The sequence below is a fragment of the Sinomonas sp. G460-2 genome (genome assembly GCF_047759905.1).
Classification (GTDB): domain Bacteria; phylum Actinomycetota; class Actinomycetes; order Actinomycetales; family Micrococcaceae; genus Sinomonas.
Genome location: NZ_JBKZWT010000001.1, coordinates 60392 through 86218, shown reverse-complemented (window position 1 = coordinate 86218; position 25827 = coordinate 60392). Strand labels below are relative to the sequence as shown.

The window sequence follows — 25827 nt, the reverse complement described above, 5'->3', positions numbered from 1 at the left end:
GGATGTCAAGGACGTCCAGGCCCAGACGTGATAAGGATTCGTCGCAGCACCGTTTCAAGCGCTCCGGACGTCCGCCGAACCCCCACCCGTAGTCTGGGGGTCCTTCTCGCGTGTAGCCGGCCTTGGTCGCGATGACCAGCTCGGACGGGTAGGGATGCAGGGCTTCCCGGATCAGCTCCTCAGAGGCGCCCGGACCGTAGGAGTCGGCGGTATCGATGAACGTCACTCCTCGGTCAACGGCGTGGCGGAGGAGGGCCTTCGCGGCCTCAGGGTCTGCTGGGGGTCCGGCGAAGTGCGGGCCGGTGATCCGCATTGCCCCGTATCCGAGGCGCCCAACATGGAAATCGCCAAGGGTGATCCTCGATGTGCTCAGGGGAGTATCTCCTTTTCGTGCTGGTCGGGTCGTCCGTCCTCGACGAAGCGGCGACCGGCGAAGAGCCAGCGCCCTTCGACCTTGATGACCTCGTCGTGAAAGATTCCGGAATGCCCGATGGTGGGGTTGTGAAGCTGGGCCCAGCGGCCCGGCGAGGGCCAGTCCACGCGCACGAATCCGTATAGGTAGTCCATTGGCATCAGGCAGTAGGACGTGACGTGGGCGGCGTACCCAGTCCCCTCGATGACCGGATTAAGCGCAAGGTGGCGCGCTCGCGCCCGTACCCCCTGGGACCGCGCTGCGAAGGCCCCTATTGCGTCCTCGCCTTGTATGCGCTCAGTGCTGCCGTCGGCAAACTCGTACTCGAGGGTGGCCGTCGGCTGAAAGCAGCCGACGAACCCCTCAATGTCCTCGAAGTCGAGCGCGTGGCAGAAGGAGGCCAGCAATTGCCGGATGTCCCAGCGGTCTTCGTCCGAGAGGGCCAAAGCGGCCCCGCGCAGGCTCCGATGCGACGGAATGCGGGCCTCCTCCAAATGAGCCAGCTGCTCTCTCGTGCCATCCCAGGTAAACGCCCGGACGGCATAGCGCCACTCGCCTTCGCACTTCACAAGCGTGTCGTCGTAGACCCCGGCCGCGATCACCGCAGACGGCGGCACCTGCAGCCTCCCCGCGATGGGACCGTAGTCGCGTGTGATGAAGGCGAAGGAGAAGGAACGGGCCGTGGTGTCGTCACCGTCGACCAGCGAGGTCATCAGCATGTGACGGACATGGCCCACATCCTTGGCCGCGACACTCGCCGCGAAGCGGCGAAGCTGCTCAGTCCCACGGTGGTCGACGTCAGGGGCGACGAACGCGCCATCCGCTGTGAAGCAGCTCGTGAACGCCTCGAGGTCGTTGAAGTCGATGGCGTGGCTGTAGCGAGCATGCAGCTGAAGGATGTGCTCGTAATCGAGGGCTGTGAGGCTCATGACTGCCAGACCAGATGCAGTTTAAGCCGTCCCGGGTCCTACGCTGATCGGCTTGCTGACACGTTCGAGGACATCCGGTAGTCCGTCGTGCCTGAACACACGACGCGCGAACTTCCAGTCGCCCCCCACTTTGACGAGCTCGTCAAAGAACATCCCTGTCGTGACGAGGCGGGCGTACGTCACCTGTCCCTCGATAATCGGCGGGCCGTAGTCGCGGGTCACAAAGGCGTACGAGCTGACCTTCGCCGTCGAGCCGTCCCCTTCGATGAGCAGGTTTGCGCAGGTGGTCCGAACACGCGCGACCGAGTACTCGGCTGATGCGACAGCGAACTTGCGAAGCTCGCCGTGTCCTCGGTGCGTGCCGAACAGGTCGTCTTCTGGGCTGCTGGTGTCGAACTCGCCCTCGGAGGTGAAACAGCGGACGAAACCATCGGAGTCGCCCAAGTCGAGCGTGTGGCTGTAGCGGGCCAGGAGATTCCTGATCTGTTCGAAGTCGGCGGCAGTCATTCCCATGATGGGTCCTTTCAGTGAAGTCAGGTGAGGCGGTGGATTCTTGTCGGTCGATCAGTCGAACGGCGCCATGTCGAACGGCCGCCCCAGCATCTCGACCACGGCGGGCCATCCGTCGTAGCTGAAGGTGCGGCGGGCGAAGCGCCAGCGGCCGTCGACCTTGACGACTTCGTCGTGGTAGATTCCAGTGGTCCCGACAGTTGCGTTGTCGCGCTGGTTCCACTGTCGCGGAGTGCCGTAGTCCATCGGGATGAACCCGTAGGATGCCACCCGCGCCTTCTGGCTATCGCCCTCGATCACAAGGCTTACGCTGGAATGCCGCGCGTGCCCCTGGACCTTTGTGTCGACATTGACGGCGAACTCGCGTAAGCGCTTCGATCCGCGCACGGGATCGTGAGAAGTCGGGGCGCCGAAGACCCCGTCCTCGGTGAAGCACTCGACGAAACCGTCGTAGTCGCCGAAGTCCAGAGTGAAGCAATAGCGGGCAAGCAGCTGCCTGATCTCCTCGTGGTCCGTCGCGGTCAGCTCCTTGCCGGACCCCTCATCGGCGGCCTCGAAGGTTGCGACCGGGGCCGGCTTTCGAAGCCGACCCAGAACCTTGGGCCAACCGTCATGCTGGAAGCATCGCCGGGCGTAGACCCAGTTGCCGTCGATTTTGACGAGTTCGTCTTCGTACACACCGGTGGTGAGCACCGCAGAGTGGGTGGTCTGGCCCTTGCCCTGCCCCGGGCCATAGTCGCGCGTAATGAGGGCGTAAGTAAGGGAGCGGGCCCGCTCGCCGTCGCCGCTGATGAGCGATGAGAGCATCGTGTGACGCGCACGCCCCAGCTGCTTGCTGTGCACGCTATCGGCGAACTCGCGCAGCTGCGCCGTCCCCATCCAGGATTTTTCGCCGTCGTCGTCGACAAATGTGCCTTCGGGGGCGAAGCAGGATGCGACGCCCTCGACATCGTGGAAGTCAATGCTGTGGCCGTAGCGGGCGTGTCGCTGCTTGATCTGTTCGTAGTCGAGCGCGGTCATGGGCATGATGCTTGTCTCCTTTCGGCGCCGACGGTGCCGCGAAGGTTGGTCTCGCGGCTCCGTCGGCTCAGGTGGGGTTGTTGATCAGTTGGCAGTGACGTCGGTCAGGATCGGGACGGCATTTGTCGCCGAGCCGCCGGGCAGGTTTACGGTCTTGTTGGCGGCGTAGAGAACGTCGACCTGGGCGAGCGGGACCGAGAAGGCCTGTTCGACGGAGTACTTGTTGATCTGCTTGTAGATCTCGGTCGCTTGGTCACCTGGCGCGGCTGACGCTGCCTTGAGCATCTCGTCGACCTTGGGGTCGGTCTTGTAGGCGTTGTAGGGTCCGCCGGTGTTGGTGTAGAAGCTGGTCGACTGCAGTGAGAACGGCAGCGTGCCGTAGAGATAGCTGGCGCCTGGGAACTTCTTAGCGGCGATGTTGTCGATCCACGCCGGGAAGGTCTGATCGCTCGTCAGGTCGGTCTTGACGCCGATCTTCTCCCATTGGCTCATGACGGCCTGGGTGTAGTTGCTCACGTGGGGCATGGGCACTTGGGTCTCGAGCTTGATGGTGAAGCCGTTGGGGTATCCCGCCTCGGTGAGGAGCTGCTTGGCCTTCTGCGGGTCGTACGGGTAGGTCTTGTCCAGTGCGGGGTCGTAGGCGCCGGATCCAGAGCCAGTCATCTGCTCTGTGGGGGTTGCATGGTCATAACCAAGGGCCTTGACGATCGCGTCTCGGTCCACGGCGTAGTTGAGCGCCTGCCGAACCCGGACGTCTGCGAGTTCTGGCTGAAGCTGCCCGGTCCGGTCGAGGAATTCGATGCCTAGGAAGCCGGTTGGCGGGGATGCGACGGCGGCGCCGCCAGCCTTGACCGAGGCAGCGGACTGGAAAGGCACGTTATCGACAATGTCCACCTGCCCAGCCTTCAGGCTGGAGAGTCGCGCGTTGTCATTCGCGATCACGCGGAGGACCACGTGGTTGAAGTGGATCGCCGCCTGGTTCCAGTACTTTGGGTTGGAGTCAAAGGTGTAGTGGTCGCCTGTGACGGATTGGGACTTGTTAAGGATGTAGGGCCCGGCTCCAAAGGTCGCGGTGGAGAGCGCCTTTGGGTCGGCTAGCCCGGCCGGGCTGATGATGCTTCCGAGCTGTACGTTCTGGCTCAACAGGAACGGAAGCTCCGGGCATGATGCCTTACACGCGATTGAAACCGTCATCGGCCCGGCCACTTTGGCTTCGGTCACATTGTGAGCCCATGCCTGTGTGGCGCCGGCAGCCTTGAAGGCGTAGTTGAGGGAAGCTGCGACCGCGTCGGCATTGAGCGTTGTGCCGTCCGCGAATGTGACATTGTCACGCAGGGTGATGTCGAACTCATTGAGTCCCTTGTATTCCCACTTGGCGGCCAGATCCGGCTGGTAGGAGCCGTCGCCGGCGAGATGGATCAGGGAGTCGTATCCAAGTTCGCTGGTCCAGATCATGTAATTGCCCGCGCCCATGAGGGCAGGATCCAAGGTGGCGGGAGCATTTGCTGTGGCAATTGTCAGGGTGTCGCCATGCCCACCTGAATGTGTCCTGGAGGAGCTTTCGCTCGCGGAGGGGGCGCAAGCAGTGGCGAGGAGCAGAGTGGCCGCAGCCAATGCTGCCGCGCCGATGGTCGGCGCCGAATGGCGCCTGTCGATCTTGAACATCGTTGTTCTTCCTTGTCGCACTTAGTTGGCAGACCGGCGGGCAGCCGGAGTCTGACCCGAGGTGGCGCCGATGTGGCCCTCGGCCGGGGTTCAAACTGAAGCGGGAGCCCTCCTTCGCTGTCGACGCGCGGGGTCCGGTTCTGGGATCGAATCGATCAAGGCGCGCGTATAGGGGTGGACCGGCGCATTCCATACCTGGTCACCGGAGCCTTCCTCCACCACGGCGCCCCGTTGCAGGACGAGAACGTGATGGGAGATATAGCGGACAACAGAGAGGTCGTGGCTGATGAACAGATAGGACAGCCCGTCGCGGGCTTGGAGCTCGACCATGAGATTGAGCACCTGCGCCTGAACGGAGAGGTCGAGGGCGCTCACCGGCTCATCGCAGACGATGAGCTTCGGATCCATGACGAGTGCTCGTGCGATGGCGATGCGCTGGCGCTGCCCTCCGGAGAAGGCAGAGGGGTATCGGTCCATGGAGTCTGCCGGCATGCCTACTCTTGCGAGCATGTCGCGAGCTCGTCCGAGGGCCTCGATGCGTGTGCACCGCCTGGCCGCCAAGAGCGGTTCGATAAGGCTGCTGCCAATGGTGCGTGTCGGGTTGAGGGAGCTGTTCGGGTCCTGGAAGACGACCTGAAGATCCTTTGAGAGGCTGCGGCGAGCAGACCGCGCAAGGTTGATGATGTTCCGACCGGCGAGATGGATGCTTCCCGACTCGGGAGGCACGAGACCCAGAATCGCCTTGCCGATCGAGGACTTGCCGGAGCCCGATTCTCCGACGAGGCCCACGGTCTGCCCGTGCTCAATGCTGAAGCCCACGCCTCGAACGACAGGTTCGGAACGACGGCGGCTACCATACCGCACGACGAGGTCGTTCACCTTCAGGAGGGACGTCTGTGGGCTGCGGTCAGGCAGTCTCATGGCTCACCACTTCACGGTTGTTGACCTGGTTTGGGCGCAGGCACCGGCTGCTGTGGTTCGGTCCGCGGCTCTCGAGGAGGATGAGGCCGGTCCGGCATTCGGCGCCGGAGATGGCGCAGCGGTCAGCGAAGGCACACCCGACGCCGAGCGCACCCGGAGCGGGCACCTCACCGGGGATGGTCGGCAGCCGAGGGATGTCACCGCCTTCGCCGGCTCTGTCCGAGCCGAGCTCCAGCACGACGTGAGGATTGGATCTGAGCAAGGCCGCGGTGTAGGGATGCTTCGGGTCGGAGAAGACGTCGGTGACTGGTGCAACCTCGGCGACCTCTCCGGCATACATGACCACTGCCCGGTCGCAGAGCGAGGCGACAACACCCCAGTCATGTGTGACGATCAGTGTCGCCATGCCCGTCTCGTCATTCAGCTCGGCGAGAAGGCTCAGGATCTCGGCCTGGGTCGTCACATCCAGGGCGGTCGTCGGCTCATCTGCGATCAGGAGCTCTGGCTGCCCAGAAAGCGCCAGCGCTATTCCTACGCGTTGCGCCATGCCGCCCGAAAGCTGGTGGGGGTACTTGCGGGAGATGAGAGCCGGCTCGGGAAGCCTGACCATCTCGAGCAATTCGAGCACGCGCGCATCGGCTTCCTTCCGGCTCAGGCCGTGGTGGCGGCGGACAGCTTCGCGGAGTTGGCTGCCCACGCTGAACATGGGATCAAGGGCCAAGGCGGGCTCTTGGGAGACGTACGCGATGCGCCGTCCTCGCACGGCGTCCCGCTGGACCGCTGTCATCTCCCCCAGGTTCTCGCCTCGCAGCATCACGCTGCCTGCCGAGACTTGGGCCCCGGGGGGTAGCGCGCCGAGGATCCCGAGCGACGTGAGCGTCTTGCCGCAGCCGCTCTCCCCGACGACGCCCACCGTTTCTCCAGGCATGATGTCGAGGTCGACGGATCGCACGACTGTCTGCTTGACACCGTCGCGAACGACGGTTACGCACAAGCCGCGGACCGACAACAGCGCGCCTCTGGCGCCGATTGGTTTGCCGATGGTGTTACGAGTGGGCTTGTGCCGACGGAGCAGATCGGACTGGATGTGGCTCCACGACGACGCCACCGCATCCCGAATCGAGTTGCCAAGCAAGCCGAAGGCAACCATGGTCAGACCGATTGCCAGTCCGGGAGGAACGATCTGCCAGGGCTGGCTCATGATCTCCGCGGAGGCGTCCCCGATCATCCCGCCCCAGCTGGGCGCCGGGGGCTGGGGACCGAAGCCAAGGAATGCCAGACCGCTTTGAACTGCCAGCGCGGCAGCGGCAAAAAGGGCGAGTTGCACGATGGCGGTGCTCTGGATGCGAGGGAGCACATGCCGCACGAGGATGCGAAATCCAGTGAGCCCAAAGACGCGTGCGGCGGCAATATAGAGCTCCTCGCGAACGGACATGGTCACTGCACGGGTGACGCGGATCAGCCCAGGTGCGCCGAGAATGCCGAGCGCGATCATGGCGGCATCCTGATTGTGGGAGAAAACAGCTAGGACGACCAGCAACAGAATGAGCCCGGGCAGGCTCATCACGATGTCATTGACGCGACCGACGGCCGCGTCCAGCCAGCCGCCGTAGTAGCCGGCCAGGACGCCGACGGGGATGCCGATCGCTGCAAACACGAGGACGGCCACCACTACGCCCTCGGCGCTTGGGGTGGTGCCCACGATGAGTCTCGACAGGACGTCACGGCCAAGGCTGTCCGTGCCGAGAAGGTGCTCACCGGTGAATCCGCTTGCGATGGCGTTGAGGTCAATGTCGGTTGGCGAATATGGAGCGATCCGCTGGCCGGCGACTGCGACCGCCACAACCAAGAGGATCCAGAGGGAAGCCATCAGCCCAAGGGGATTCTTGAGCACGCGGCCGACCAGCTTCGGACGCCGGGGTGGGGCGAGTTTGGTGGCAGCCGATGTGGCAGTGGTTTCAACGAGAACTTCGGTCATCGCACACGCACCCTCGGGTCGACGAAGCCATACATGATGTCCACGACAAGGTTGACGATCAGAACGATCGCGGTCAGGTATAGGACAGCGCCTTGGATGACAGGGATGTCGTGGTTGGTGGTTGCCGTTACAACCTCCTGGCCCACTCCGGGAAGCGCGAAGACCTGCTCAATCAGTACCGCTCCCGAAAGCAGGCTCACGAAGATGAGGCCGATCACTGTCAGCACCGCGGGGGCGGACGATCGCAACACGTGCTTCCACGCGATTGACCGCCGGGTGAGGCCGTTCGCGAACAGGACCCGGACGAAGTCTCGCCCCAGCGCGTCCATCGTGGAGTCGCGGGTCTGGGTCGCGATGCCGGCGAAGCCTCCCGTCGCTAGCGCGACGATTGGAAGCAGCATCGTCTGCACCCAGCCCAACGGTGATTCGGCCAGCGGCACGAAGCCGTTCGGCGGAAGGACATGCCACTCTACCGAGAACAGCGTGATGAGGAGGAGTGCGATCCAAAAAGGGGGTGAGGCGAAGCTCACGAAGGCGAGCAGGTCGACCAGACGTCCAAGCCACCCTCCTCGCAGCGCGCTGGCAAACCCGAGCACCACTCCGACGACGGACGTGACGACGGTGGTGGCCAAGATCAGGCCAAGCGTGACGGGAAGGCGGGTATTGAGGATCTCGACGACGGGTTGGCCGTTGAGGAGCGAGCTCCCGAAGTCGCCGTGCATGGCGGAGCCCAGCCACGCGAGATACTGCTCGGCCAATGGCCGGTTCAGGCCCATCTGCTGGCGCAGCTGTTCGATCTGCTGAGGAGTGGCGTTCTCCCCGAGGAGGGCCTTCGCCGCGTCGCCAGGCAGGAACGAGACGAGGACGAACGTGAAGATCGACATCAGGAAGAGCACTGGGATGGCAACCGCGAGGCGGTGCAAGATCACTCTGGTCATAGCCGGACATCCCCCCGGCTGAAGCATTGGGTCCGATGAAGCAAGGGGCCCTCCTTTGAGTCCGCCGTACTAGCGATCGTTTGGATGATGCCGATTACGTTAGACACGTCACATTCGCCCGATCAAGACTTTCAATTTGGCCTGTTCGCGACAGAAATAGGACAAAAACCTCACACTTCGTGCCGAAGGGCCCCGGCCGCCTTCTGATTGACACAAGCGCGATGAGGGCTGATACACTAACAAACGCACGCTTGTAGCTGCCAGGATTGACTAGCCTTCGGAGGACGCGTGACTATTGCCGCAAGGGCGCGGCTGGAGCCGATCGGGCGCAAGGTCCGCCTCTCCGTTCCCTCGGTCTCGACTCGGGTCTCTCCCGATTGCCTTGCAAGCGTGCTCGTGCGGCTGATTGCCAGCGGTGCTGCGGTGACACGATCTGAACTCATCGAGCGCACGGGCCTTGCGCGATCATCGATCACCGAGGCTCTCCTCATGCTGGAGCTGGCCGGCGTGGTCAAGAATCACGGGGTGCGGCCTGTGGCAGGGCGAGGGCGCCCTGCCGAGCTGCTTGGGTTGAATCCAGCCTTCGGGGTGGTCCTCGTCGCCGACCTCGGTGCCAGCCGGGCCAGGATAAGCGTTCACGATGCCGGCCAGTCGGTCCTGGGACATGAGGAATTCGTTGCCAGCGTCAGCCGAGGCCCTGAGAAGACAATCGACGAGCTGGCGGTCAGGTTTCGCACTGTGCTCGCCAACCTGGGTGTAGCCCCCCGTGAGCGCCTGGTAATGGTGATCGGGATGCCGGGTCCAGTTGATCCCGGACAGGGCGTTACGGTGAAGCCGCCTATCATGCCCGGTTGGGACGATTTCCCCGTCGCAGCGGCACTGGAGGCGGAGCTTGGATGCGACGTTCTGTGCGAGAACGACGTCAACCTCCGTGCCTTGGGGGAAGCGCGCGCGCTCCCGGAGAGCCAGAGCCCGTTGCTTTACATCAAGGTCGGCACGGGGATCGGTGGCGGCCTGGTCACGACGAACGGGGAGCTGTACCGGGGCGCCGACGGTGCGGCGGGCGACATCGGGCACGTGCGTGTCACGGCGCCGCAGCACGCGGAGTGCCCTTGCGGGAACGTCGGGTGCCTCGAAGCTGTGGCCGCGGTCCCGTCGATCCTGCGGAGCGTCCAGCGGATCGCCGGCCCCAACGACGAGGTGCCCGCCTCCATTGAGGAGCTCTTTCAGGCCATTCGGGCCAACAACCGCCTCGTCGTGGGTCAGGTGCGGGAAGCGGCGGCCCTCATCGGTGAGGTCGTCGCAGACCTGGTCCAGGCCTACAATCCGGCCAGGGTCGTTATGGGAGGTTCACTGACCGGCGTGAGCGACGATCTCTTGACCGAAGCGCGCGCGGTCGTCTATCGCCGGGCTCTGCCACTGGCCACCCGCAGGCTCGTCATCACCCGGCCCCTCCTCGGAACTTGGTCGGGTACGGCCGGAGGTCTCGTCGTCGGCCAAGAACACGCGCTCACAGCCGCTCGCATCGCGCCCGTTCTCGAACGCGTCCAGTCCGGTCTCAGGCGACGGCACTGACCCTGATTGTTTGACTCCAGCCAAGGAATGGCGGAGTAGGCCGTCGAGGCACCTGGTTCCGGCGACCCGCTCGGATTACGCCGGTTCCCCGTTGTTGGCGCGACCTTTTGGAGTCCGGGGAATGACGAGGAGAAGTTTGCTGAGGGGCCTGGGAGAGGGGAGCTCGGCATCCTGTCACCGCCATCGCGACTACCACCTTCTATGGCACGAGCTCGTCTAGCGTCGGTGCCAGGGGCGGGCCCGTGGTCTCGCCGGCCGTCGCCGGAGACTTCCGAGCCCGCCGCCCCGACGGCCCCCGCCTAGGGTCTACGTCGACGTGGGTTCTGCGCTTGGTCAGCTGCGCGAGGGCGCATAGCTGGGGTGGCACGGGTAGTCGGTGTAGCCGAGTTCGTCATCCGAGTAGAGGCCGTCGGCGTGCGCCTCCTGCAATTCCGTGCCGTGCTGGAACCTGTGCGGGAGGTCCGGGTTGGAAATGAACAGACGGCCGAATCCCACCATGTCGGCCACGCCCGCCACGATCTGTGCTGAGGCTGTCTCCGCAGTATGGCCACCCGTGACGATGACGGGACCGTCAAAGAGCGCCGCGAGTTCGCCCGAGGGGATCCAGTCCTCGCCGAGGTCGACATCGTCAGAGGCTTCGATTCCCGGCTCGACAAGGTGAAGGTATGCCAGACCTCGACGGCTGGCAATTCGCACGGCCTCGGAATAGACACTGCGCTTGTCAGGATCGCGCATGTCCATCCAGCCAGACGAGGGTGAGAGTCTGATTCCCACACGGTTCAGCGGGATGACCTGGGCAAGCGCCCCCAGCACCTCGTTCAAGAACCTGACCCGGTTCTCGACTGATCCGCCGTACTCGTCGATGCGCTGATTCGAGCTCCTGTTGAAGAACTGGTCGAAGAGGTACCCGTTGGCAGCATGGAGCTCCACGCCGTCGAAACCTGCCTGCATCGCATTTGCGGCAGCATCCGCGAACTGTCCTAGGATCTCCCTGATCCCTTCACGGGTGAGCTCCCGCGGGGTCTCGTACGGCACTCTCTTCCCCTCAGGAGTCCGGTACCCCCAGCCGGTGATCGGAATAGGCGACGGAGCCAATGGGGCAAGGCCATCCGGCTGGACCATCGAGTGGGCCTGACGGCCCACGTGCCAGAGCTGGGCGTAGAAGGCCGCACCCTGGCTTTTCGCCGCCTCAACGACGGGCTTCCAACCTTGGACCTGTTCCCTCGAGTAGAGCCCCGGCACCCGGGCATAGGCATTGCCCTGTGGCGAGACGACGGTTCCTTCCGCGACGATGAGTCCTGCCCCAGAACGCTGCCGGTAGTACTTCGCCATCAAAGGTGTCGGGACGCCGTCCGATGTCGCACGGCTCCTTGTCAGGGGAGGGAGCACGATCCGGTTGGGAAGGAGCTGTCCTCCGACGAGGACGGGATCGAAGAGGCGCTGTGTCATGGTGTTCTCCTTGGTGTTCGGCTTTCTGCGTCTGTGCCGTTGACGGCGGTTTCGTTCTGGCTGATTGGCGTCGGATCAGTACGACCGCGGGAGGTGCAGCATTCTCTCGCCGAGGTAGTTGCGGATCATCTCGTTCGTGAGCGGAGCGAAGGCATAGAGCCGTGCGTCTCGGAAGTATCGCTGCATGGGCATCGCTCGGGCGAAGCCCCAGCCGCCCATGAGGCGCATGCCGACATCCGTGGTGCTGATCGCGGCCTCTGAGGCGGCGAGTTTCGCGAGGGCCGACTCAACGTCCGCGCTGGCGCTCGCGCTGTCGGCGCTTTTAACGGCCTTCTCGAGCAGGAGCGCGGCCGCCTCGATCTTGAGACTCGTATCGACGAGCGAGTGCTGCAGGGCCTGAAAGCCGCCGACCGCGCGGCCAAATGCGTATCGTGACCGTGCCCAGTCGAGCGCCGTCCCAAATGCTCCGCGCGCGATTCCCAGTGCGACAGCCGCCGCGTTCAGTCGTTCTCCATTCAGTGTGGCGAGCACTTGGCGGAACCCGAAATCTGGACGCCCCAGAACGCAGTCGCCTGGTACCCGGACGTCGTCCATTCGGATGTCGCACTGGGCGAGCCCGCGGATGCCCATCGTTTCGATCTCCTGCGACTCGATACCCGGCGTGCCTCGACGGACGAGGAAGGTCGTGATCCCGTTGATTGCGGCGGAGCCGCTGATCGGCGCCGTGCGGGCCAAGAGGATGAGGTAGTCACTATCCATTGCGCCCCCGATCCACTTCTTCTGGCCGCTGATCGAGTAGCTGCCGTCGGGCAGGGCGACCGCGACCGTCTTCATTGCCCGGGCGACGTCCGTTCCGCCGTCGGGCTCGCTCAGCGCGAATGAGGCGCGCGCGGCTCCTTCGAGGAGAGGATCGAGAAACTCTGCCTTCTGCTGCTCCGTCCCGTGCGATGCCAAGAGCTCGACCGCCATGTACTGCACGACGAAGGCGACTCCGATCGACGTCGGCCCGGCTCCGAGTTCCTCGAGAATGGCTGTCTGGCGACCATGGTGCGGCTTCCCGGCCGTGGAGAGCGCCGCGGACAGGAGACCAGCCCGGGCAAGCTCAAGGTAGAGCTCCGCATCGAATCGTTCCGCTTCGTCGAATTCACGCACTCGCTCCTCTGTCGCGTAATCCGCCAAGACCGAACGTGCTATGTCCAGCAGGTCGGCGGCGCTGCCGACGTCGGGGGCGGCTGCGGGTCGGGTGGGCTGGCGCGTCAAGGGCTATCGCCTCACGAGGAAGCTGCTCGTGAAGGTCATGACCGATCTCCCGTCCTGCTTGACGACGACGTAGTCGAGGGTCCAGAGGCCCACGTCGGGCTTCTTCGTCTCGCGGGCGACGCGCACGGTCGCCTCGGTGTGAATCGTGTCGCCGATGAATACCGGCTGGACAGCACGGACTTCGTCGAGACCGAGCCACGCGACCACGTTGGAGAAGTAGCCTGTCTGGGTCAGGAGGCCCAAGCCGACAGACAGCGTGAGAGGACCGTGCCCGATTCGTTGCCCGAACTGGGTGTTCGATGCGTACACCTCGTCGAGGTGCAGGGATACCCAGTCGCCTGTGAGCCCGGCCCACTGGACGAGGTGGGCCTCGGTGATCGTGATGCCGGGGCTGTGAACCCGATCTCCTTCTACGAGGGCCCCCCACCGGTGGTCAGGCCTTCCCTTGGGTGTGTCTGTCCCGACCACAGCGACGTCGTCGTCGAATCCCCGCATTTCACTCCTCGGTCTTGGAGAGCTGGATGCCCTCGCTTAAAGACTAGACTAGCGAGCGCTTGTTCGTATACTGGGTGAGACAATGTTTTTCGGTGCTTTCAGGGGAGGCCCATATGAGCACGACTGAAATCAATTCGGCAGTGGACGCTGACGCCGCCAAGTCGGCCAAGACCGTCCATGAGCTCCTGAGAGAGAAGACGGACCAGGCGAAGCTGGGCGGCTCGGAGAAGAACCGGCGCAAGATCGTCGAATCCGGGAAGCTGCTGGTCCGCGACCGGCTCGCGCTGCTCTTCGACGACAACGAGTACATCGAGGACGGCCTCCTGGCCCGGTTCGAGGACGGCCTGCCCGGCGACGCCGTCGTCATCGCCTTCGGGCGCGTCGACGGGCGTGAGGTCTGCGTCATCGCCAACGACTTCAGCGTCAAGGCCGGAACGTGGGGCAACCGCACGTTCGAAAAGATCACAGCGGCCCAGGACAAGGCGACCGCGGCTGGCATTCCACTCGTCTACCTCTTCGATTCCGCCGGAGCCCGGATCGACGAACAGTTCGAGAGCTTCGCCGGCCGCCACGCGTGGGGGAACATCTTCTACAATCAGGTCCAGATCTCAGGGCGCGTACCCCAGGTCTGTGCACTCTTCGGTCCGTCGCCGGCAGGCTCGGCGTACGTGCCGGCGCTTTGCGATTTGACCATCATGGTCCGCGGCCACGCCACGGCCTACCTCGGATCTCCTCGGCTGGCCGAGATGGTCACGGGGGAGAAGGTTACCTTGGAGGAGATGGGCGGCGCGGAGATGCACTGCACGGTCTCCGGGCTGGGCGACGTCCTCGTCGAGGACGATGCCGAAGCCATTGCGGCCATCCGCGTCTGGCTCAGCTTCCTCCCATCGAACTGGGAACAGCCTGCCCCCATCGCCCCTCCCGCAGAGCCGCGCGCTGGGCGCACCCTCGAGGAGATCGTGCCCCTGCGCGAGGCCGAGGTGTTCGACATGGAGGAGTTCGTCGAGTCTCTTGTCGACGAGGGGACCTGGTTCCCCTACAAGGAGCTCTTCGCGCCCGAAATGCTCACCGGCCTGGCCCGCATCGGAGGTCGCCCCGTCGGTCTCGTGGGGAACCAGCCCAAGCACATGGGCGGTTCGATCTTCCCGGACTCTTCGGACAAGGCCGCGCGCTTCATCTGGATCTGCAACGCCTACAATATCCCGATCATCTTCCTCGTGGACATCGCTGGTTACATGATCGGCTCCGCGGTCGAGCGCCAAGGCATCATCAGGCATGGGGCCAAGATGATCTTCGCCGTCTCGGAATGCCGCGTCCCCCGGATCACCGTCCTTGTCCGCAAGGCCTATGGCGGCGGCTACCTCGCCATGTCCGGCGCCCCTATGAACCCCGACGCCGTCATCGCTCTCCCTACCGCCCGCCCGGCCCTCATGGGACCCGATGCGGCCATTAACGGGATCTACTACAACCAGATCCACGAGATCCAGGACCCCGACGAGCGCCGCAAGTTCATCATGGAGAAGCACAGCGAGTACGCCGAGGGGATCGACGTGTTCAAGATCGCCAACGCGAATGCGGTCGAGGCCGTCGTGCCAGCCAACGGCCTCCGCTCCGACCTCATGCGCCGCCTTGACCTGTACGGGCGCCGCAAGGCTGTCCCTGTCGATCGCCGCCAGGCCGTCACCCCCGTCTAGGAGAAGCCATGATCAAAGTCGTCGCAGTCCTCAACGCCAAGCCAGGAATCAGCCGCGAGGAGTTCCTCCACAAGTGGAACGTCGAGCACCCGGTCCTCGTCCGGAAGCTGCCTGGGCTGCGGAGGTACCGCCAGAACCCCGCTATCGAGCACCGCGAGCAATGGCCGTTCGACGGCATGGCCGAGCTCTGGTTCGCCAGCGTCGCCGATGTCAAGGCCGCCTATGCGGGCGAGGAGGCGAAGCGGCTCTTCGAGCACGAGGAGCAGTTCCTCGAGCGGATACAGTGGTTCCTCGCCGACGAGGTAGAGATCGACCTGAACGATTAGTGAGTCCCGGTTCGGGCAGCTCCCGCAAACGAGGCCACGTCTCCGCCAGAGGGCCGCGTTCTGCGGCGGGTCACAAATCCCCGCCTCTTCGGGGGAATGACTCACAATCCGGGGAGTACCTTCAGACTTGCGCCCAATGCGCAGGGAAATATTGATTGACGAACATGACGGACGTACGCTTGTTCGCACACAGGTCCATACAGTCTTGGGCTTTGCGGGCACGTTCGCTCAAGAGAGGCAATGATGCGGACCATCGGAGATTGGATTCGCCTGAACAGCCGCCGCAATCCGGCAAGAGAGGCATTCGTCGGCATCGACGGCCGGGTCACGTTCGGCGAGGCGGCCGAACGGGCTTGGCAGCTGGGGCGGGGCCTGCGGGAGAAGGGGATCTCTGCGGGGGACGGAGTGGGTGTCCTAGCCGGGAACACGGTGTTCAATGCCGAATCGTTTCTGGGGGTCGCAGCAAGTGGTGGCGTCTACATCGGCTATAACTGGCGGTGGGCCCCCGTCGAGCTGGCCAATGGCATCCTCGAGACCAAAGCGAAAGGGATCCTCGTCGAAGAGGCCCACCTCCCGCTGCTCGAGGAGGCTTTGGAGATCGTCGCCTCAAGGTCCGAGGCAGTTCCCGCCATCTTCCGGGAAGGCTTGGAAGTGGACAGCCTTCGTATCGGCACAGGCGTTCTGAACGATGCCATTGATTCAGAATCGCCGCTCTGCATCATCTACACGGGTGGAAGCACGGGCACCCCCAAGGGCGTCGTCCTGTCCCACCGCGCCGCACTGGCCAACGCACTCAACGAGATGTACGACTGCGGGGTCGGCAGCCGAGAGCACGAGCGAGGGCTTATCTTGACCCCTCTGTTCCATTCCGCCGCCCTGCTGTGCTGGCTGGTGCCGCATTTCATTGCAGGGGCCACAAGCGTGATCGCGCCGAAGTTCAGCGATGAGACGGTCGTCGATCTGGTCGGGCGAGAGTCCGTGACAAACACCTTCATGATCCCCAACATGATGCGGCGTCTGATGGATCTGGGGGTGCTTGCCGACCCAGCCATCAAGAAGAACCTCAAGGCCGTCCACACCGGGGCCGGACTCCTTAGGATGCCGGACAAGCAGCTCTTCACGGAGATCCTGCCTCAGACTGAGCTCTATTTCCGTTACGGGCTGACCGAGGCTGGCCCCATGGTCACCCGCCTCAAGCCGGCCGACATGCTCAATCCAGCAGTCGACGGCTCAATCGGCACCGAATATCTGCTGGTGGAAGCTCAGCTCCTGGATGGCGACGGTCTGCCCGTTCCCCCCGGCGAGTTGGGGGAGATCTGCGTCAAAGGCCCGTCGCTCATGAGCGGCTACTACGGTCGCCCAGACGCGACCGACGACGCAATGCGTGGCGGATGGCTGCACACTGGAGATCTGGCTGTCCAGGACGAGCGCGGCTACTTCTACTTCCGTGATCGGCTCAAGGAGATGATCAAGACGGGCGGGGAGAACGTTTACTCGGCCGAGATCGAGCAGGCCCTTCACCTCCACCCGTCCGTTCTCGAGGCAGCCGTCGTCGGTGTGCCCGACCCGAAATGGGACGAAGAGGTACGGGCGGTTGTTGTCCTCAGGAGCGGGGAGGCAGCCGACGCATCCCAGCTGTCCAGCTTCCTGCGACAGCACTTGGCTGGGTACAAGATCCCGAAGCAGATGGTCTTCCTGACGGCCGACCAGCTGCCCAGATCGGCGGCCGGCAAGCTCATCAAGAGCGAACTGAAGGCCCAGCTCGGATGGAGCGGCAAGTGAAGGTTGCGACCATCCGGACTCAAGAGGGCACCCGGGCTGCAGTCCTGAAGGCTGGCTACCTGATGCCCCTCTCCTTCAAAGATGTCGGGGCATGGCTCGAAGCGGGGTCGCCGGCGTGGACGGAACACGTGGCAGGCCAGCCTGTGGCGGTCGACGACGCCGCCCTCGCGCCGCTCGTGCCCCGGCCTGGAAAGATCGTCTGTGTAGGACTCAACTACAGGGACCACATCCTCGAGATGGGCCGCCCCATCCCGGAGTACCCCACGCTCTTCGCCAAGTTTGCCGACTCGCTCGTCGGAGCGAACGACGACATCATCCTTCCCCCCGGATCCGGGAGCGTCGACTGGGAGGCAGAGCTCGCCGTCGTCGTCGGACGCACCGTCGCCCGCGCCGACCGGCCGACCGCCGCAGCCGCCATCGCAGGGTTCACAGCCGCCAACGACGTCTCGGCCCGCGACTACCAGCGACGGACCACCGAATGGCTTCAGGGCAAGACTTTCGATTCCACCACCCCGCTCGGTCCCTTCCTCGTCACTGCGGACGAGGTCGGCCCAGAACCCGAGCTGGAAATCAACTGCAGCGTCGACGGGGTCCAGAAGCAGCATTCGCACACGTCCGAACTCGTCTTCGGGCCGATCGACCTGGTCTCCTACATCTCGTCGATCACGACCCTGCGCCCCGGTGACGTCATCCTCACCGGAACTCCCGGGGGAGTGGGGGACGGACGCGATCCGAAGGAATTCCTCCGCCCCGGCTCGGTCCTCAGGACGAGCATCGCGTTGGTGGGGGAAACCGAGAACCTCTGCGTCAACCGCGCGGCAGCTCCCGCAGATTCCACAGAGACAAGGAACATCCATGTTCACTAAGATCCTCATCGCCAACCGAGGCGAAATCGCAGTGCGGGTCATCCGCAGCTGCCAGTCCTTGGGCATCGAGGCGGTTGCCGTCCACTCTGAGGCCGACGCGAAGTCCATGCACGTCCGCATCGCCGACGAAGCCGTCGACCTCGGCGCCGGCGCCGCCAGCGAGAACTACCTCAACATCGCGAAGATCATCGATGCGGCACACGCGACGGGCGCACAGGCTATCCACCCCGGCTACGGATTCCTCTCCGAGAACGCTGCCTTCTCTCAAGCGGTGGAGGATGCAGGATTGGTCTTCATCGGTCCGAGTGCAGCTGCCATCTCGACGATGGGCGAGAAGGTCGCGGCGAGGGCCGTCGCCGTCGCTGCCGAAGTTCCCCTCGCGCCGGGTTCCAAGGGTGCTATCTCCGGTGCTGCCGACGTGATCGAGTTCGGCGCTGAACACGGCTATCCCATCCTGGTGAAGGCCTCCGCGGGCGGCGGCGGGCGCGGAATGCGTCTGGTCCACTCGGAAGAACAGGCCGCGGAGGCAGTCGCTGCCGCTACACGGGAGGCCAGCGCAGCGTTCGGCAACGGCGAGGTGTACCTCGAGCGATACCTCACGAACGCCCGCCATGTGGAAGTCCAGGTATTCGCAGACCGCCACGGCAACACCATTTTCGTTGGCGACCGAGATTGCTCGGTGCAGCGACGCCACCAGAAGCTGATCGAAGAATCCCCGGCGCCGGGTCTCTCCGACGATACACGGCAGGCTATGGGTGCCGCTGCAGTGCGCCTCGCCGAGCACGTCGGCTATGTCGGTGCCGGCACGGTTGAGTTCCTCGTGGAGGGAGATGACTTCTACTTCCTCGAGATGAACACCCGCATCCAAGTCGAGCATCCCGTCACGGAGATGGTCCACCGCGTAGACCTCGTCGCAGAGCAGATCAGGGTCGCCGCCGGCGAGCCGCTTGGCATCCTGGACCGTCTGACGCCGACAGGTGCTGCGATCGAAGCCCGAGTCAACGCCGAGGATGTAGCCGAAGGGCTCTTCCTCCCTGCGCCAGGGCCGCTGGAGACCTTGGAAGCCCCTACCGGAGAAGGTCTCCGCTTTGACGCCGGCTACGAGTCAGGCGACGAGGTCCTGCCCTACTACGACAGTCTGATCGGCAAGCTCATCGCCTACGGCAACAACCGAGAAGAAGCCCTCGAGCGGCTGGCAGCAGGGCTGCGGGAGCTGAAGGTCGTGGGGGTGCCGACCACAGTCCCCGCCGCGCTGACGATCGTCCAGCACGAGGACTTCCGCAGCGCCCGGTTCTCAACTCGCTGGCTCGAGGAAGCCGTCGACTTCTCTGAAGAGTCTGAGGCCTCGCGCCAAGAGGTCGAGGTCGGGGGACGCATCTACACGATCCCCGTATTCCCGGACGCCGGACGCCCTGGCGCTGCCCTTGCCATCGCGGCCCCCACGGCAACCACAGCGCCCGATGCCACGCCTGCCAACGCTTCGCGCAGCGGCCGGAGCGCAAAGGCCCGCAAGGCGGGCAAGGCGTCCGACGGAACCGTCAAGGCGCCGATGCAGGGAACCATTGTGAAGGTCAATGTCGTCGAGGGCCAGAAGGTCTCTTCCGGGGAGGTTCTCTTCGTTCTCGAGGCCATGAAGATGGAGAATCCGATAACAGCTCCCGCCGCCGGGATCGTGGGGCCCGTGAACGCGTCTGTTGGCGAGTCCCTCGCTGCCGGAACACTTCTCACCCAGCTCAAGCTCGAGGAGAGTGCCGCGTGAAGCCATATCGCTCGCTGCTGTTCGTCCCGGGACACAAGAGGTCCTGGATTGACAAGGCCCTGGCCTCAGACGCCGATGCCATCATCATCGATCTTGAGGACTCAGTGCCGCCCGAAGAGAAGGCGCAGGCCCGAGCAAACGCCCGAGACGCCCTCGAAGCCCTCACCGACGATAGGGGAGTGCTAGTCCGGCCCAACGCCTTGGACACCGACCACTTCGGGGAGGATGTTCGTGTGGTGACCCACGCCAAGCTCGCGGCCTTCCTCCTCCCGAAGCTCTTCTCACGGGACGACGTCGTCCGCTTCGATGCGCTGGTGACTGCTGCTGAAGTCGCGAACGGGCTGTCGCGCGGAACCGTCGAACTCGTTCCCTCCCTCGAAACCGCAGCGTCCATCCAGAAGGTCGAGGAGATCCTCGATGGACCGCGCGTGGGTGGGGTAATGGCGGCAGCTGCCAAGGACGCCGACGTTTCCAGGGAGGTCGGATTCAGCTGGACGGCTGAGGGGCAGGAGACCCTCTATCTGCGCAGCAGAGTCGTCCTCGCCGCCCGCGCCGCGGGACTGCGCAGCATCGTCCTGGGACTGTGGCAGGAGGTCAGGAACCTCGACGGGCTGCGGGCGTTTGCCTCAGCCAACCACTCGCTCGGCTATACCGGACAGGTCCTGATCCACCCCTCGCACGCCCCGATAGCCAACGAGCAGTACGGGCTCTCCGACTACCTGCGTGAATACTATGAGGGCCTCATTGCTGCATTCGAGGAAGGCCAGCGCGAAGGGCACGGCGCCGTATCGTATCGGGGCGACCACATCGACTTCGCGCACGCCAACCACGCACGACAGGTCCTCGACCTGGCTGTCGCAGACTAGACCCAGTCCCACAGCCCTCAACAGACACAGGAGCAGACAATGGCAGGAATGTATTACGAAGACTTCGAAGTAGGGGAGACGATCCGCCACGAGGTCACACGAACGGTCACCGAGGCAGACAACCTCCTGATCACAACCCTGACGATGAATGTCCAGCCACTACACCTTGATGCCGAATTCGCGGCCCAGAGCATGTACGGACGCCAGATCGTGAACAGCATCTTCACGCTCGGCCTCGTTACGGGGATCCCCGTCCAGGACACGACTCTGGGCACTACATTGGGCAATCTCGGATTCCGGGACATCGAATTCCCGAAGCCCGTCTTCATCGGCGACACTCTCCGGGTCGAGACCGAGGCGCTCGACAAACGGGTCTCCAAGTCGCGTCCTGCAACCGGAATCGTCGGAATCGAGCACCGCGGCTACAACCAGAAGGGCGAACTCGTCTGCGCAGTTCGCAGAACGGCGCTGATGAAGCGCCGCGAAGGAGCCGTCGCCGAGCTCAAGACGGCAACTGCCGACTGACTGCAGGCATTGACCTGTTCAGACATGGCGGCACTGCGCCTGCGCCGGGTGCCTTTCAGATGGCATTCCCGAGGAACTCGAGCGTGCGCCCTGGGGAGTTGAAACATCCCAATCGGGCGAACGAACGTTCGGGAGTTAGGCTGAGTGACCGACAACAGGAGGTGCAATGGCGAACGTGACCGAGCGGAAGACTGCAGTTGCGATCCGCGAGGAGGCAGCCAAGCTGTTCTTCGAGCGTGGCTACAACGCAACTTCACTGAGGGAAGTGGCCTCAGCGGTCGGGTTGATGGTGGGCAGCCTGTACAACCATATAGCCAGCAAGGAAGACCTTCTGCTTCAGATCATGGGCGGCATCATCGATGATCTGCTCGCGCAGGCTCGGCAGGCCCTCGCCAAAGCCAACGGCGACGCAGTCGACAAGCTTCAGGCAGTCCTGGCGGCCCACCTTAGATTCCATGCCGAACGGGCGCAGCAGGTCTTCATCGGAAACACCGAGCTTCGCTCGCTACCTGCGCAAGCGCACCTGAAGATCGCCGACAAGCGGCAGGAGTACGAGGCGCTCCTCCGTGGCCTTGTTGAGGACGCTGGGAAAGCGGGGCTCGCTGACGTCGTCGATGGCCGGGTTCACGTGTACAGCTTCGTCGCCCAGGCAACCCATATTGCCAGCTGGTACAGGCTTGGGGGACGGAAGGGATTGGATGAATTCGTGAGAGATTACACCAAGCTTGCCCTCCGTCAGCTCAATGTCGTCGACGCCGACGATCGTGTTGAACGGCGGCGTCACGACGCTGCCGCTTAGACGGCGAGCCGGAGGTCCGCAAAAGCCCATCGGCTCCGGCAGAAGAATGAATGAATGACCGGATGATGCTGGCGCGGGTGGGGGATCAACCCCGACGGAAGCTCCGGCTCCGCTGTTTGCAGAGTCCTGTCCTTCGACGTTCGAATTCCCGCATCGCACGAGAACGCGCACCTTCATGCCAAGGCGGCCGCCAACTCGCGATCTTCGGAGTCGGTGTACACCTCGAATGTAGCCGTGCCTTCTTTTGACCTGACGCCCACCATCTGAACCTAGGGGACTCTCTTGCCGGCCGCCCCGGGGCGTTCGTGCTGCGTTGGCCTGTTGCGGTCCCACCCGGCGGGGTGGCAGCGGAGACTTCTCCCGCGTCGGAGAGACAGATGCCAAGCTTTGCTTGCGGGCCTCTCCTGCGGCTGGCAATGCGCACAACAATGCTCCCCACGGTATGGCTGATCCGCTCAGTCCGACTCGTGGGGAGCTTGTTTTTGATTCTCCTCGTTCCGCTCAGGAGCGGTATTCGATTTCGAGGTCTACGATGTCCTGGTCATCGAGATTGACCACGATGTTGTCCGGAGTGCGCGTCGTCATCCAGACGAGTTCCTCGGTCTTGCTTGCATTGCCTTCGATGTGCGGCATGAACGGGGGAACGAAGACAAAGTCGCCTTCCTCGAGATAGACGATCTGGCCATAGCCTTCGCCATACCGGATGAAGCCATGGCCCTTGAGGACGTACCCACCGGTCTGCGCTTCGCCATGGTGGTGGGCTCCCGATACTTCTCCGGGACCGGTGTACACCTTGCCGAACCAGAGGCCGTCTGCGGCCGAGTTCTCTCTGCTCACGCCGGAGATCCTGCGGGCATTGAAGGTCTGACCCGGCGCTGCCTGGAGGTCTCCCGCCCGGTATACCCGGAAGATGCCGGTGTTCTTGTTGATGTCGAACGTCGTGTCGGTCATTCCTGTTCCTTTTTCTCCTGGGAGGGTGAGCTGAAAAAGAGGCGGCTCTTCGGGTTCGCGGACAGATGTCGAGAGATGCCATGACGAGGGTCATTGCCCATGTCATCGTGGTGGGAGAGTTGCGAGAACCCGCGATATGAAGGGCAATGGGTCCCGCGCATTCATGGCCGTCGAAGAAGCGCCGTCTCCCGTCGCCTCGGGGCTCCGCGTTCTCCCGAGCGCGCTTGCCCCCCGGACGTGACCGTACGATGTCGACCATGCCTGCGGCGGGATGGCGGTGCTAGCGAGGAGAACGGGACTCTTGAACCCGCATCACTGGCCCCACCGTGGGCTGATTACAAGATCGGATTCCTTTCATCGTGACCCCGGCGGCGCCATCGCCGACCGCAAGCGTGAAGGCTCCTCATCAGTATCAAGTTCGCATCGCCTTGCAGTCAAGCAAGCGTTCGTTCATAGTTGTGCCAACCTGCCCGAAAAGGCGGGCCCCATATAGGGTTGTGGCCGCTCTTGACTGGGCCTCGATACATACGTACGCTTGTTCGTAATCGATTTTGGTTCCCTTCCAAATCCCGTCTCCGAGCTCGCCGAATCAGCGACATAAGGAGGACAGGGTGCGCCCGGTCTGTTCCACTAGAGAGGACCCTTCCCCGATGGCCTACTCCGCCCAGCTCTACACCGTCCGTGACGCGGTCGAGGCGGATCTGCCCGACGCCGTCCGACGCCTGGCTGAAATCGGCTTCACGCAGGTGGAGCCGTACGACTTTGTCGCCCGTGCTGAGGAGTTCGCGGCGGCGTTCGCCGAGAACGGCATCACTGCCCCGTCCGGGCATGCCCCGCTGCTGACGGCAGACCAGGACGAGATCTTCGCCGCGGCCAACCGTCTGGGCATCGGCATCGTGATCGATCCGTACATCCCGGCCGAGCACTGGCGGGATCCCGAGGCGATTCAGGAGACCGCAACACGTCTCAATGCGGCCACGAGGAAGGCAGCCGAGCACGGCGTCCGGGCCGGCTACCACAACCACTGGTGGGAGTTCACCTCCAAGGTCAGGGGCACAACGGCGCTCGAATACTTCGCCGGGCTGCTTGACCCCGAAGTTGTCCTCGAGATCGACGCCTACTGGGCCGTCGTCGGGGGCGAGGACCCTCTCGCGCTGCTCGAGCGGCTCGGCGATCGCGTCGTAGCGCTCCATATCAAGGATGGCCCCGTTCATGGGGCGAATGTGGAGCGGCTCGTGAATGCGGAGAGGCTCATTCCGGAGGACTATGCCCTGGCGGCAAAGGCCCAGCAACCGGCCGGCCAGGGCGAGGTCGGTGTATGGGGAGCCGTGATCGACGCGGCGACGACCCTTGAAGTCGCTGTCGTGGAGTTCGACGACTACTCGGCGGACATTTTCGACGGCCTGAGCGCGTCGCTGCGCTATCTGGAGGCCCTCGCAGTTGATTGGGAGTCCCCAAAATGAGCACTCGTCCCCTCGGGATCGCGGCGATCGGATACGCGTTCATGGGCAGGGCGCACTCTCAGGCATGGCGGAACGTAGCAGCCTTCTTCGAGGTTCCCGCCATCGAGCAGCGGGTGCTCGTGGGGCGCGACGCAGAGCAGGCATCACTGGCTGCGGCGCGGTACGGGTGGGCGGAGTCAGCGACGGACTGGCACGAGGTCATCGGGCGGGACGATGTGGACATTGTCGACATCTGCGCCCCGGGGTGGCTGCACGCGGAGATCGCGATCGCCGCGCTCGAGGCAGGCAAGCACGTGCTCGTGGAGAAGCCGCTCTCGAACACGCTCGCCGAATCGGAGGCCATGGTCGCCGCCGCGGCCGCCGCACAGAGCCGTGGGGTGCAGTCGATGGTCGGGTTCAACTACCGCCGTGTCCCGGCGCTCGCCTACGCACGCAAGCTCATCGCCGATGGCCGACTCGGCACAGTCCGTGAAGTCAGAACCTCCTACCTGCAGGACTGGCTCGCCGATTCGGAGGCGCCCATGACGTGGCGGCTGCGGAAGGAGACTGCGGGGTCCGGTGCGCTGGGGGACATCGCCTCGCACGCGATCGACCAGGTCCAGTACCTCCTGGGCGACACCGTCACCGAGGCCTCCGGCCGCCTGCACACCTTCGTGCCCCGCCGCCCTGGGCCGAATGGCGCTGAGAACGTCACGGTCGACGACGCCGCGTGGGCCACCCTGGCCCTCGCCAGCGGCGCTATCGCCTCGGTGGAGGCCTCCCGCGTGGCAGTGGGCCGGAAGAACTCGCTCCGGATCGAGGTCTACGGAGCCGACGGGGCTCTTGCGTTCGACCTCGAGCGACTGAACGAGCTCGAGTTCCTCGACGTGTACGGCCCCAAAGCCGAGCAGGGATTCCGGCGGATTGTAGTCACTGAGCCGCACCACCCCTATATCGACGCATGGTGGCCCCAGGGGCACGTGATCGGCTGGGAGCACACCTTCGTCCACCAGATCCGCGATTTCCTGGTCGCCATCCGGGATGGCAAGTCTCCGTCGCCGTCGTTCGAGGACGGCCTGCAGGTCCAGCGTGTCCTGGCCGCGATCGAGGAATCCGCCGCCGCCAAGTCCATCACCATCCAGATCTGAGGAGATCGCACTGTGTCTGGCTATGTGAGGGCGCCTCGTGCAAAGACCTCACACGGGATGGCGCCGTCGTGGCACAGCGTGACGGCGTCGTGCACTTCACAGGCCTAGTGGACGAGATCATGCCGGAATTCCGCCTCTTCTGGGCGGTCTCAAGATTCGGTGAACGCCGAATCATCGATCTAGGCGAATACGAGGTCTACATGAAGGCGGATGCGGTCTCACAGAGATCACCCGAAGCACCCGTCCTGCACAAGCCAGAGGAGGAAGCAGCAGAGTGACACAGCAGATTGATGCCGCAACTAGGCAGTTGCCTGGGCGCCGGGTCTTGGCCTGGAATGGCCACCCGGAGCTGCTCCAGAAAGCCTTGGACACCGCGGAGAGGGAGCTCATTTCAGAAGCCGCCCGCGGCCGCAATCGCGGGATTCTGATGACCAGACTGGATACGACAACCTTTATGGCCGAACTTTCAGACGAAGTCCCCTATGGCAGCACTTGGGAGCGGGACCTTTCCTAGACA

General features: G+C 64.1%; 25 protein-coding genes. 13 read left to right on the top strand and 12 right to left on the bottom strand.

The genetic code is table 11. From position 1 onward, the window contains the following. The 8 genes from ACLN58_RS00390 to ACLN58_RS00355 all read right to left on the bottom strand — a co-directional run. A partial coding sequence (locus ACLN58_RS00390) for an aldo/keto reductase (protein WP_415853289.1) occupies nucleotides 1-313 on the bottom strand: 313 nt, incomplete at its 3' end. 56 nt (nucleotides 314-369) lie between these two features. Then, nucleotides 370-1341, bottom strand: coding sequence for a nuclear transport factor 2 family protein (locus ACLN58_RS00385; protein WP_415853288.1), 972 nt, complete (start codon nucleotides 1339-1341; stop codon nucleotides 370-372). 21 nt (nucleotides 1342-1362) lie between these two features. After that, nucleotides 1363-1854 (bottom strand): nuclear transport factor 2 family protein, encoded by a 492-nt coding sequence (locus ACLN58_RS00380; RefSeq protein ID WP_415853287.1) that lies wholly within the window; start codon nucleotides 1852-1854, stop codon nucleotides 1363-1365. A gap of 51 nt (nucleotides 1855-1905) precedes the next feature. Continuing rightward, nucleotides 1906-2871, bottom strand: coding sequence for a nuclear transport factor 2 family protein (locus ACLN58_RS00375; protein ID WP_415853286.1), 966 nt, complete (start codon nucleotides 2869-2871; stop codon nucleotides 1906-1908). An 84-nt stretch (nucleotides 2872-2955) separates the two neighbouring features. Continuing rightward, on the bottom strand, nucleotides 2956-4536 hold the full coding sequence (locus ACLN58_RS00370) for an ABC transporter substrate-binding protein (protein ID WP_415853285.1): 1581 nt from the start codon (nucleotides 4534-4536) through the stop codon (nucleotides 2956-2958). Between the two features lie 90 nt (nucleotides 4537-4626). Next, on the bottom strand, nucleotides 4627-5355 hold the full coding sequence (locus ACLN58_RS00365) for an ATP-binding cassette domain-containing protein (protein WP_415853284.1): 729 nt from the start codon (nucleotides 5353-5355) through the stop codon (nucleotides 4627-4629). A gap of 88 nt (nucleotides 5356-5443) precedes the next feature. Beyond that, the gene (locus ACLN58_RS00360) at nucleotides 5444-7435 is read right to left on the bottom strand and encodes a dipeptide/oligopeptide/nickel ABC transporter permease/ATP-binding protein (RefSeq protein WP_415853283.1); all 1992 of its coding nucleotides are present in this window, start codon (nucleotides 7433-7435) and stop codon (nucleotides 5444-5446) included. Beyond that, nucleotides 7432-8373, bottom strand: a complete 942-nt coding sequence (locus ACLN58_RS00355) for an ABC transporter permease (protein WP_415853282.1) — start codon at nucleotides 8371-8373, stop codon at nucleotides 7432-7434. The genes ACLN58_RS00360 and ACLN58_RS00355 overlap by 4 nt, the downstream gene beginning before the upstream one ends. Before the next feature lie 288 nt (nucleotides 8374-8661). On the opposite strand from ACLN58_RS00355, the gene ACLN58_RS00350 reads away from it, so the two are divergent. Then, on the top strand, nucleotides 8662-9948 hold the full coding sequence (locus tag ACLN58_RS00350) for an ROK family protein (protein ID WP_415853281.1): 1287 nt from the start codon (nucleotides 8662-8664) through the stop codon (nucleotides 9946-9948). A 333-nt stretch (nucleotides 9949-10281) separates the two neighbouring features. On the opposite strand, the gene ACLN58_RS00345 is transcribed toward ACLN58_RS00350, so the two are convergent. The 3 genes from ACLN58_RS00345 to ACLN58_RS00335 form a co-directional block, all read right to left on the bottom strand. Next, on the bottom strand, nucleotides 10282-11397 hold the full coding sequence (locus ACLN58_RS00345) for an alkene reductase (RefSeq protein WP_415853280.1): 1116 nt from the start codon (nucleotides 11395-11397) through the stop codon (nucleotides 10282-10284). Between the two features lie 75 nt (nucleotides 11398-11472). After that, entirely contained in the window at nucleotides 11473-12657 is a 1185-nt protein-coding gene (locus tag ACLN58_RS00340) for an acyl-CoA dehydrogenase family protein (protein ID WP_415853279.1), read from the bottom strand. A 3-nt stretch (nucleotides 12658-12660) separates the two neighbouring features. Beyond that, the gene (locus ACLN58_RS00335; protein WP_415853278.1) at nucleotides 12661-13152 is read right to left on the bottom strand and encodes a MaoC/PaaZ C-terminal domain-containing protein; all 492 of its coding nucleotides are present in this window, start codon (nucleotides 13150-13152) and stop codon (nucleotides 12661-12663) included. 113 nt (nucleotides 13153-13265) lie between these two features. Between ACLN58_RS00335 and ACLN58_RS00330 the strand changes: the two genes are divergently transcribed. The 8 genes from ACLN58_RS00330 (at nucleotide 13266) to ACLN58_RS00295 (ending at nucleotide 21769) form a co-directional block, all read left to right on the top strand. Next, nucleotides 13266-14846 (top strand): acyl-CoA carboxylase subunit beta, encoded by a 1581-nt coding sequence (locus tag ACLN58_RS00330; protein ID WP_415853277.1) that lies wholly within the window; start codon nucleotides 13266-13268, stop codon nucleotides 14844-14846. Between the two features lie 8 nt (nucleotides 14847-14854). After that, nucleotides 14855-15172, top strand: a complete 318-nt coding sequence (locus ACLN58_RS00325) for an EthD family reductase (RefSeq protein ID WP_415853276.1) — start codon at nucleotides 14855-14857, stop codon at nucleotides 15170-15172. 240 nt (nucleotides 15173-15412) lie between these two features. Beyond that, nucleotides 15413-16954, top strand: coding sequence for a class I adenylate-forming enzyme family protein (locus tag ACLN58_RS00320; RefSeq protein ID WP_415853275.1), 1542 nt, complete (start codon nucleotides 15413-15415; stop codon nucleotides 16952-16954). Next, a complete protein-coding gene (locus tag ACLN58_RS00315; protein ID WP_415853274.1) occupies nucleotides 16951-17820 on the top strand; it encodes a fumarylacetoacetate hydrolase family protein in 870 nt (289 codons plus the stop codon). Before ACLN58_RS00320 ends, ACLN58_RS00315 begins: the two co-directional genes overlap by 4 nt. Continuing rightward, a complete protein-coding gene (locus ACLN58_RS00310) occupies nucleotides 17810-19579 on the top strand; it encodes an acetyl/propionyl/methylcrotonyl-CoA carboxylase subunit alpha (protein ID WP_415853273.1) in 1770 nt (589 codons plus the stop codon). The genes ACLN58_RS00315 and ACLN58_RS00310 overlap by 11 nt, the downstream gene beginning before the upstream one ends. Next, the gene (locus tag ACLN58_RS00305) at nucleotides 19576-20445 is read left to right on the top strand and encodes an HpcH/HpaI aldolase/citrate lyase family protein (RefSeq protein ID WP_415853272.1); all 870 of its coding nucleotides are present in this window, start codon (nucleotides 19576-19578) and stop codon (nucleotides 20443-20445) included. The genes ACLN58_RS00310 and ACLN58_RS00305 overlap by 4 nt, the downstream gene beginning before the upstream one ends. Nucleotides 20446-20484: 39 nt before the next feature. Continuing rightward, on the top strand, nucleotides 20485-20970 hold the full coding sequence (locus tag ACLN58_RS00300; RefSeq protein ID WP_415853271.1) for a MaoC family dehydratase: 486 nt from the start codon (nucleotides 20485-20487) through the stop codon (nucleotides 20968-20970). 166 nt (nucleotides 20971-21136) lie between these two features. Continuing rightward, complete coding sequence (locus tag ACLN58_RS00295; RefSeq protein ID WP_415853270.1) at nucleotides 21137-21769, top strand: TetR/AcrR family transcriptional regulator; 633 nt, start codon at nucleotides 21137-21139, stop codon at nucleotides 21767-21769. 501 nt (nucleotides 21770-22270) lie between these two features. Here ACLN58_RS00295 and ACLN58_RS00290 read toward each other — a convergent pair. Further along, nucleotides 22271-22720: a cupin domain-containing protein gene (locus tag ACLN58_RS00290; protein ID WP_415853269.1), complete on the bottom strand. Its 450-nt coding sequence runs from the start codon at nucleotides 22718-22720 to the stop codon at nucleotides 22271-22273. 650 nt (nucleotides 22721-23370) lie between these two features. Between ACLN58_RS00290 and ACLN58_RS00285 the strand changes: the two genes are divergently transcribed. The 4 genes from ACLN58_RS00285 to ACLN58_RS00270 all read left to right on the top strand — a co-directional run bounded on the left by ACLN58_RS00285 (nucleotide 23371) and on the right by ACLN58_RS00270 (nucleotide 25824). Further along, nucleotides 23371-24183, top strand: a complete 813-nt coding sequence (locus ACLN58_RS00285; RefSeq protein ID WP_415853268.1) for a sugar phosphate isomerase/epimerase family protein — start codon at nucleotides 23371-23373, stop codon at nucleotides 24181-24183. Next, entirely contained in the window at nucleotides 24180-25310 is a 1131-nt protein-coding gene (locus ACLN58_RS00280; protein ID WP_415853267.1) for a Gfo/Idh/MocA family protein, read from the top strand. The genes ACLN58_RS00285 and ACLN58_RS00280 overlap by 4 nt, the downstream gene beginning before the upstream one ends. A gap of 68 nt (nucleotides 25311-25378) precedes the next feature. After that, on the top strand, nucleotides 25379-25588 hold the full coding sequence (locus ACLN58_RS00275) for a hypothetical protein (RefSeq protein ID WP_415853266.1): 210 nt from the start codon (nucleotides 25379-25381) through the stop codon (nucleotides 25586-25588). Then, nucleotides 25585-25824, top strand: a complete 240-nt coding sequence (locus ACLN58_RS00270; protein WP_415853265.1) for a hypothetical protein — start codon at nucleotides 25585-25587, stop codon at nucleotides 25822-25824. The genes ACLN58_RS00275 and ACLN58_RS00270 overlap by 4 nt, the downstream gene beginning before the upstream one ends. Nucleotides 25825-25827 lie beyond the last annotated feature (3 nt).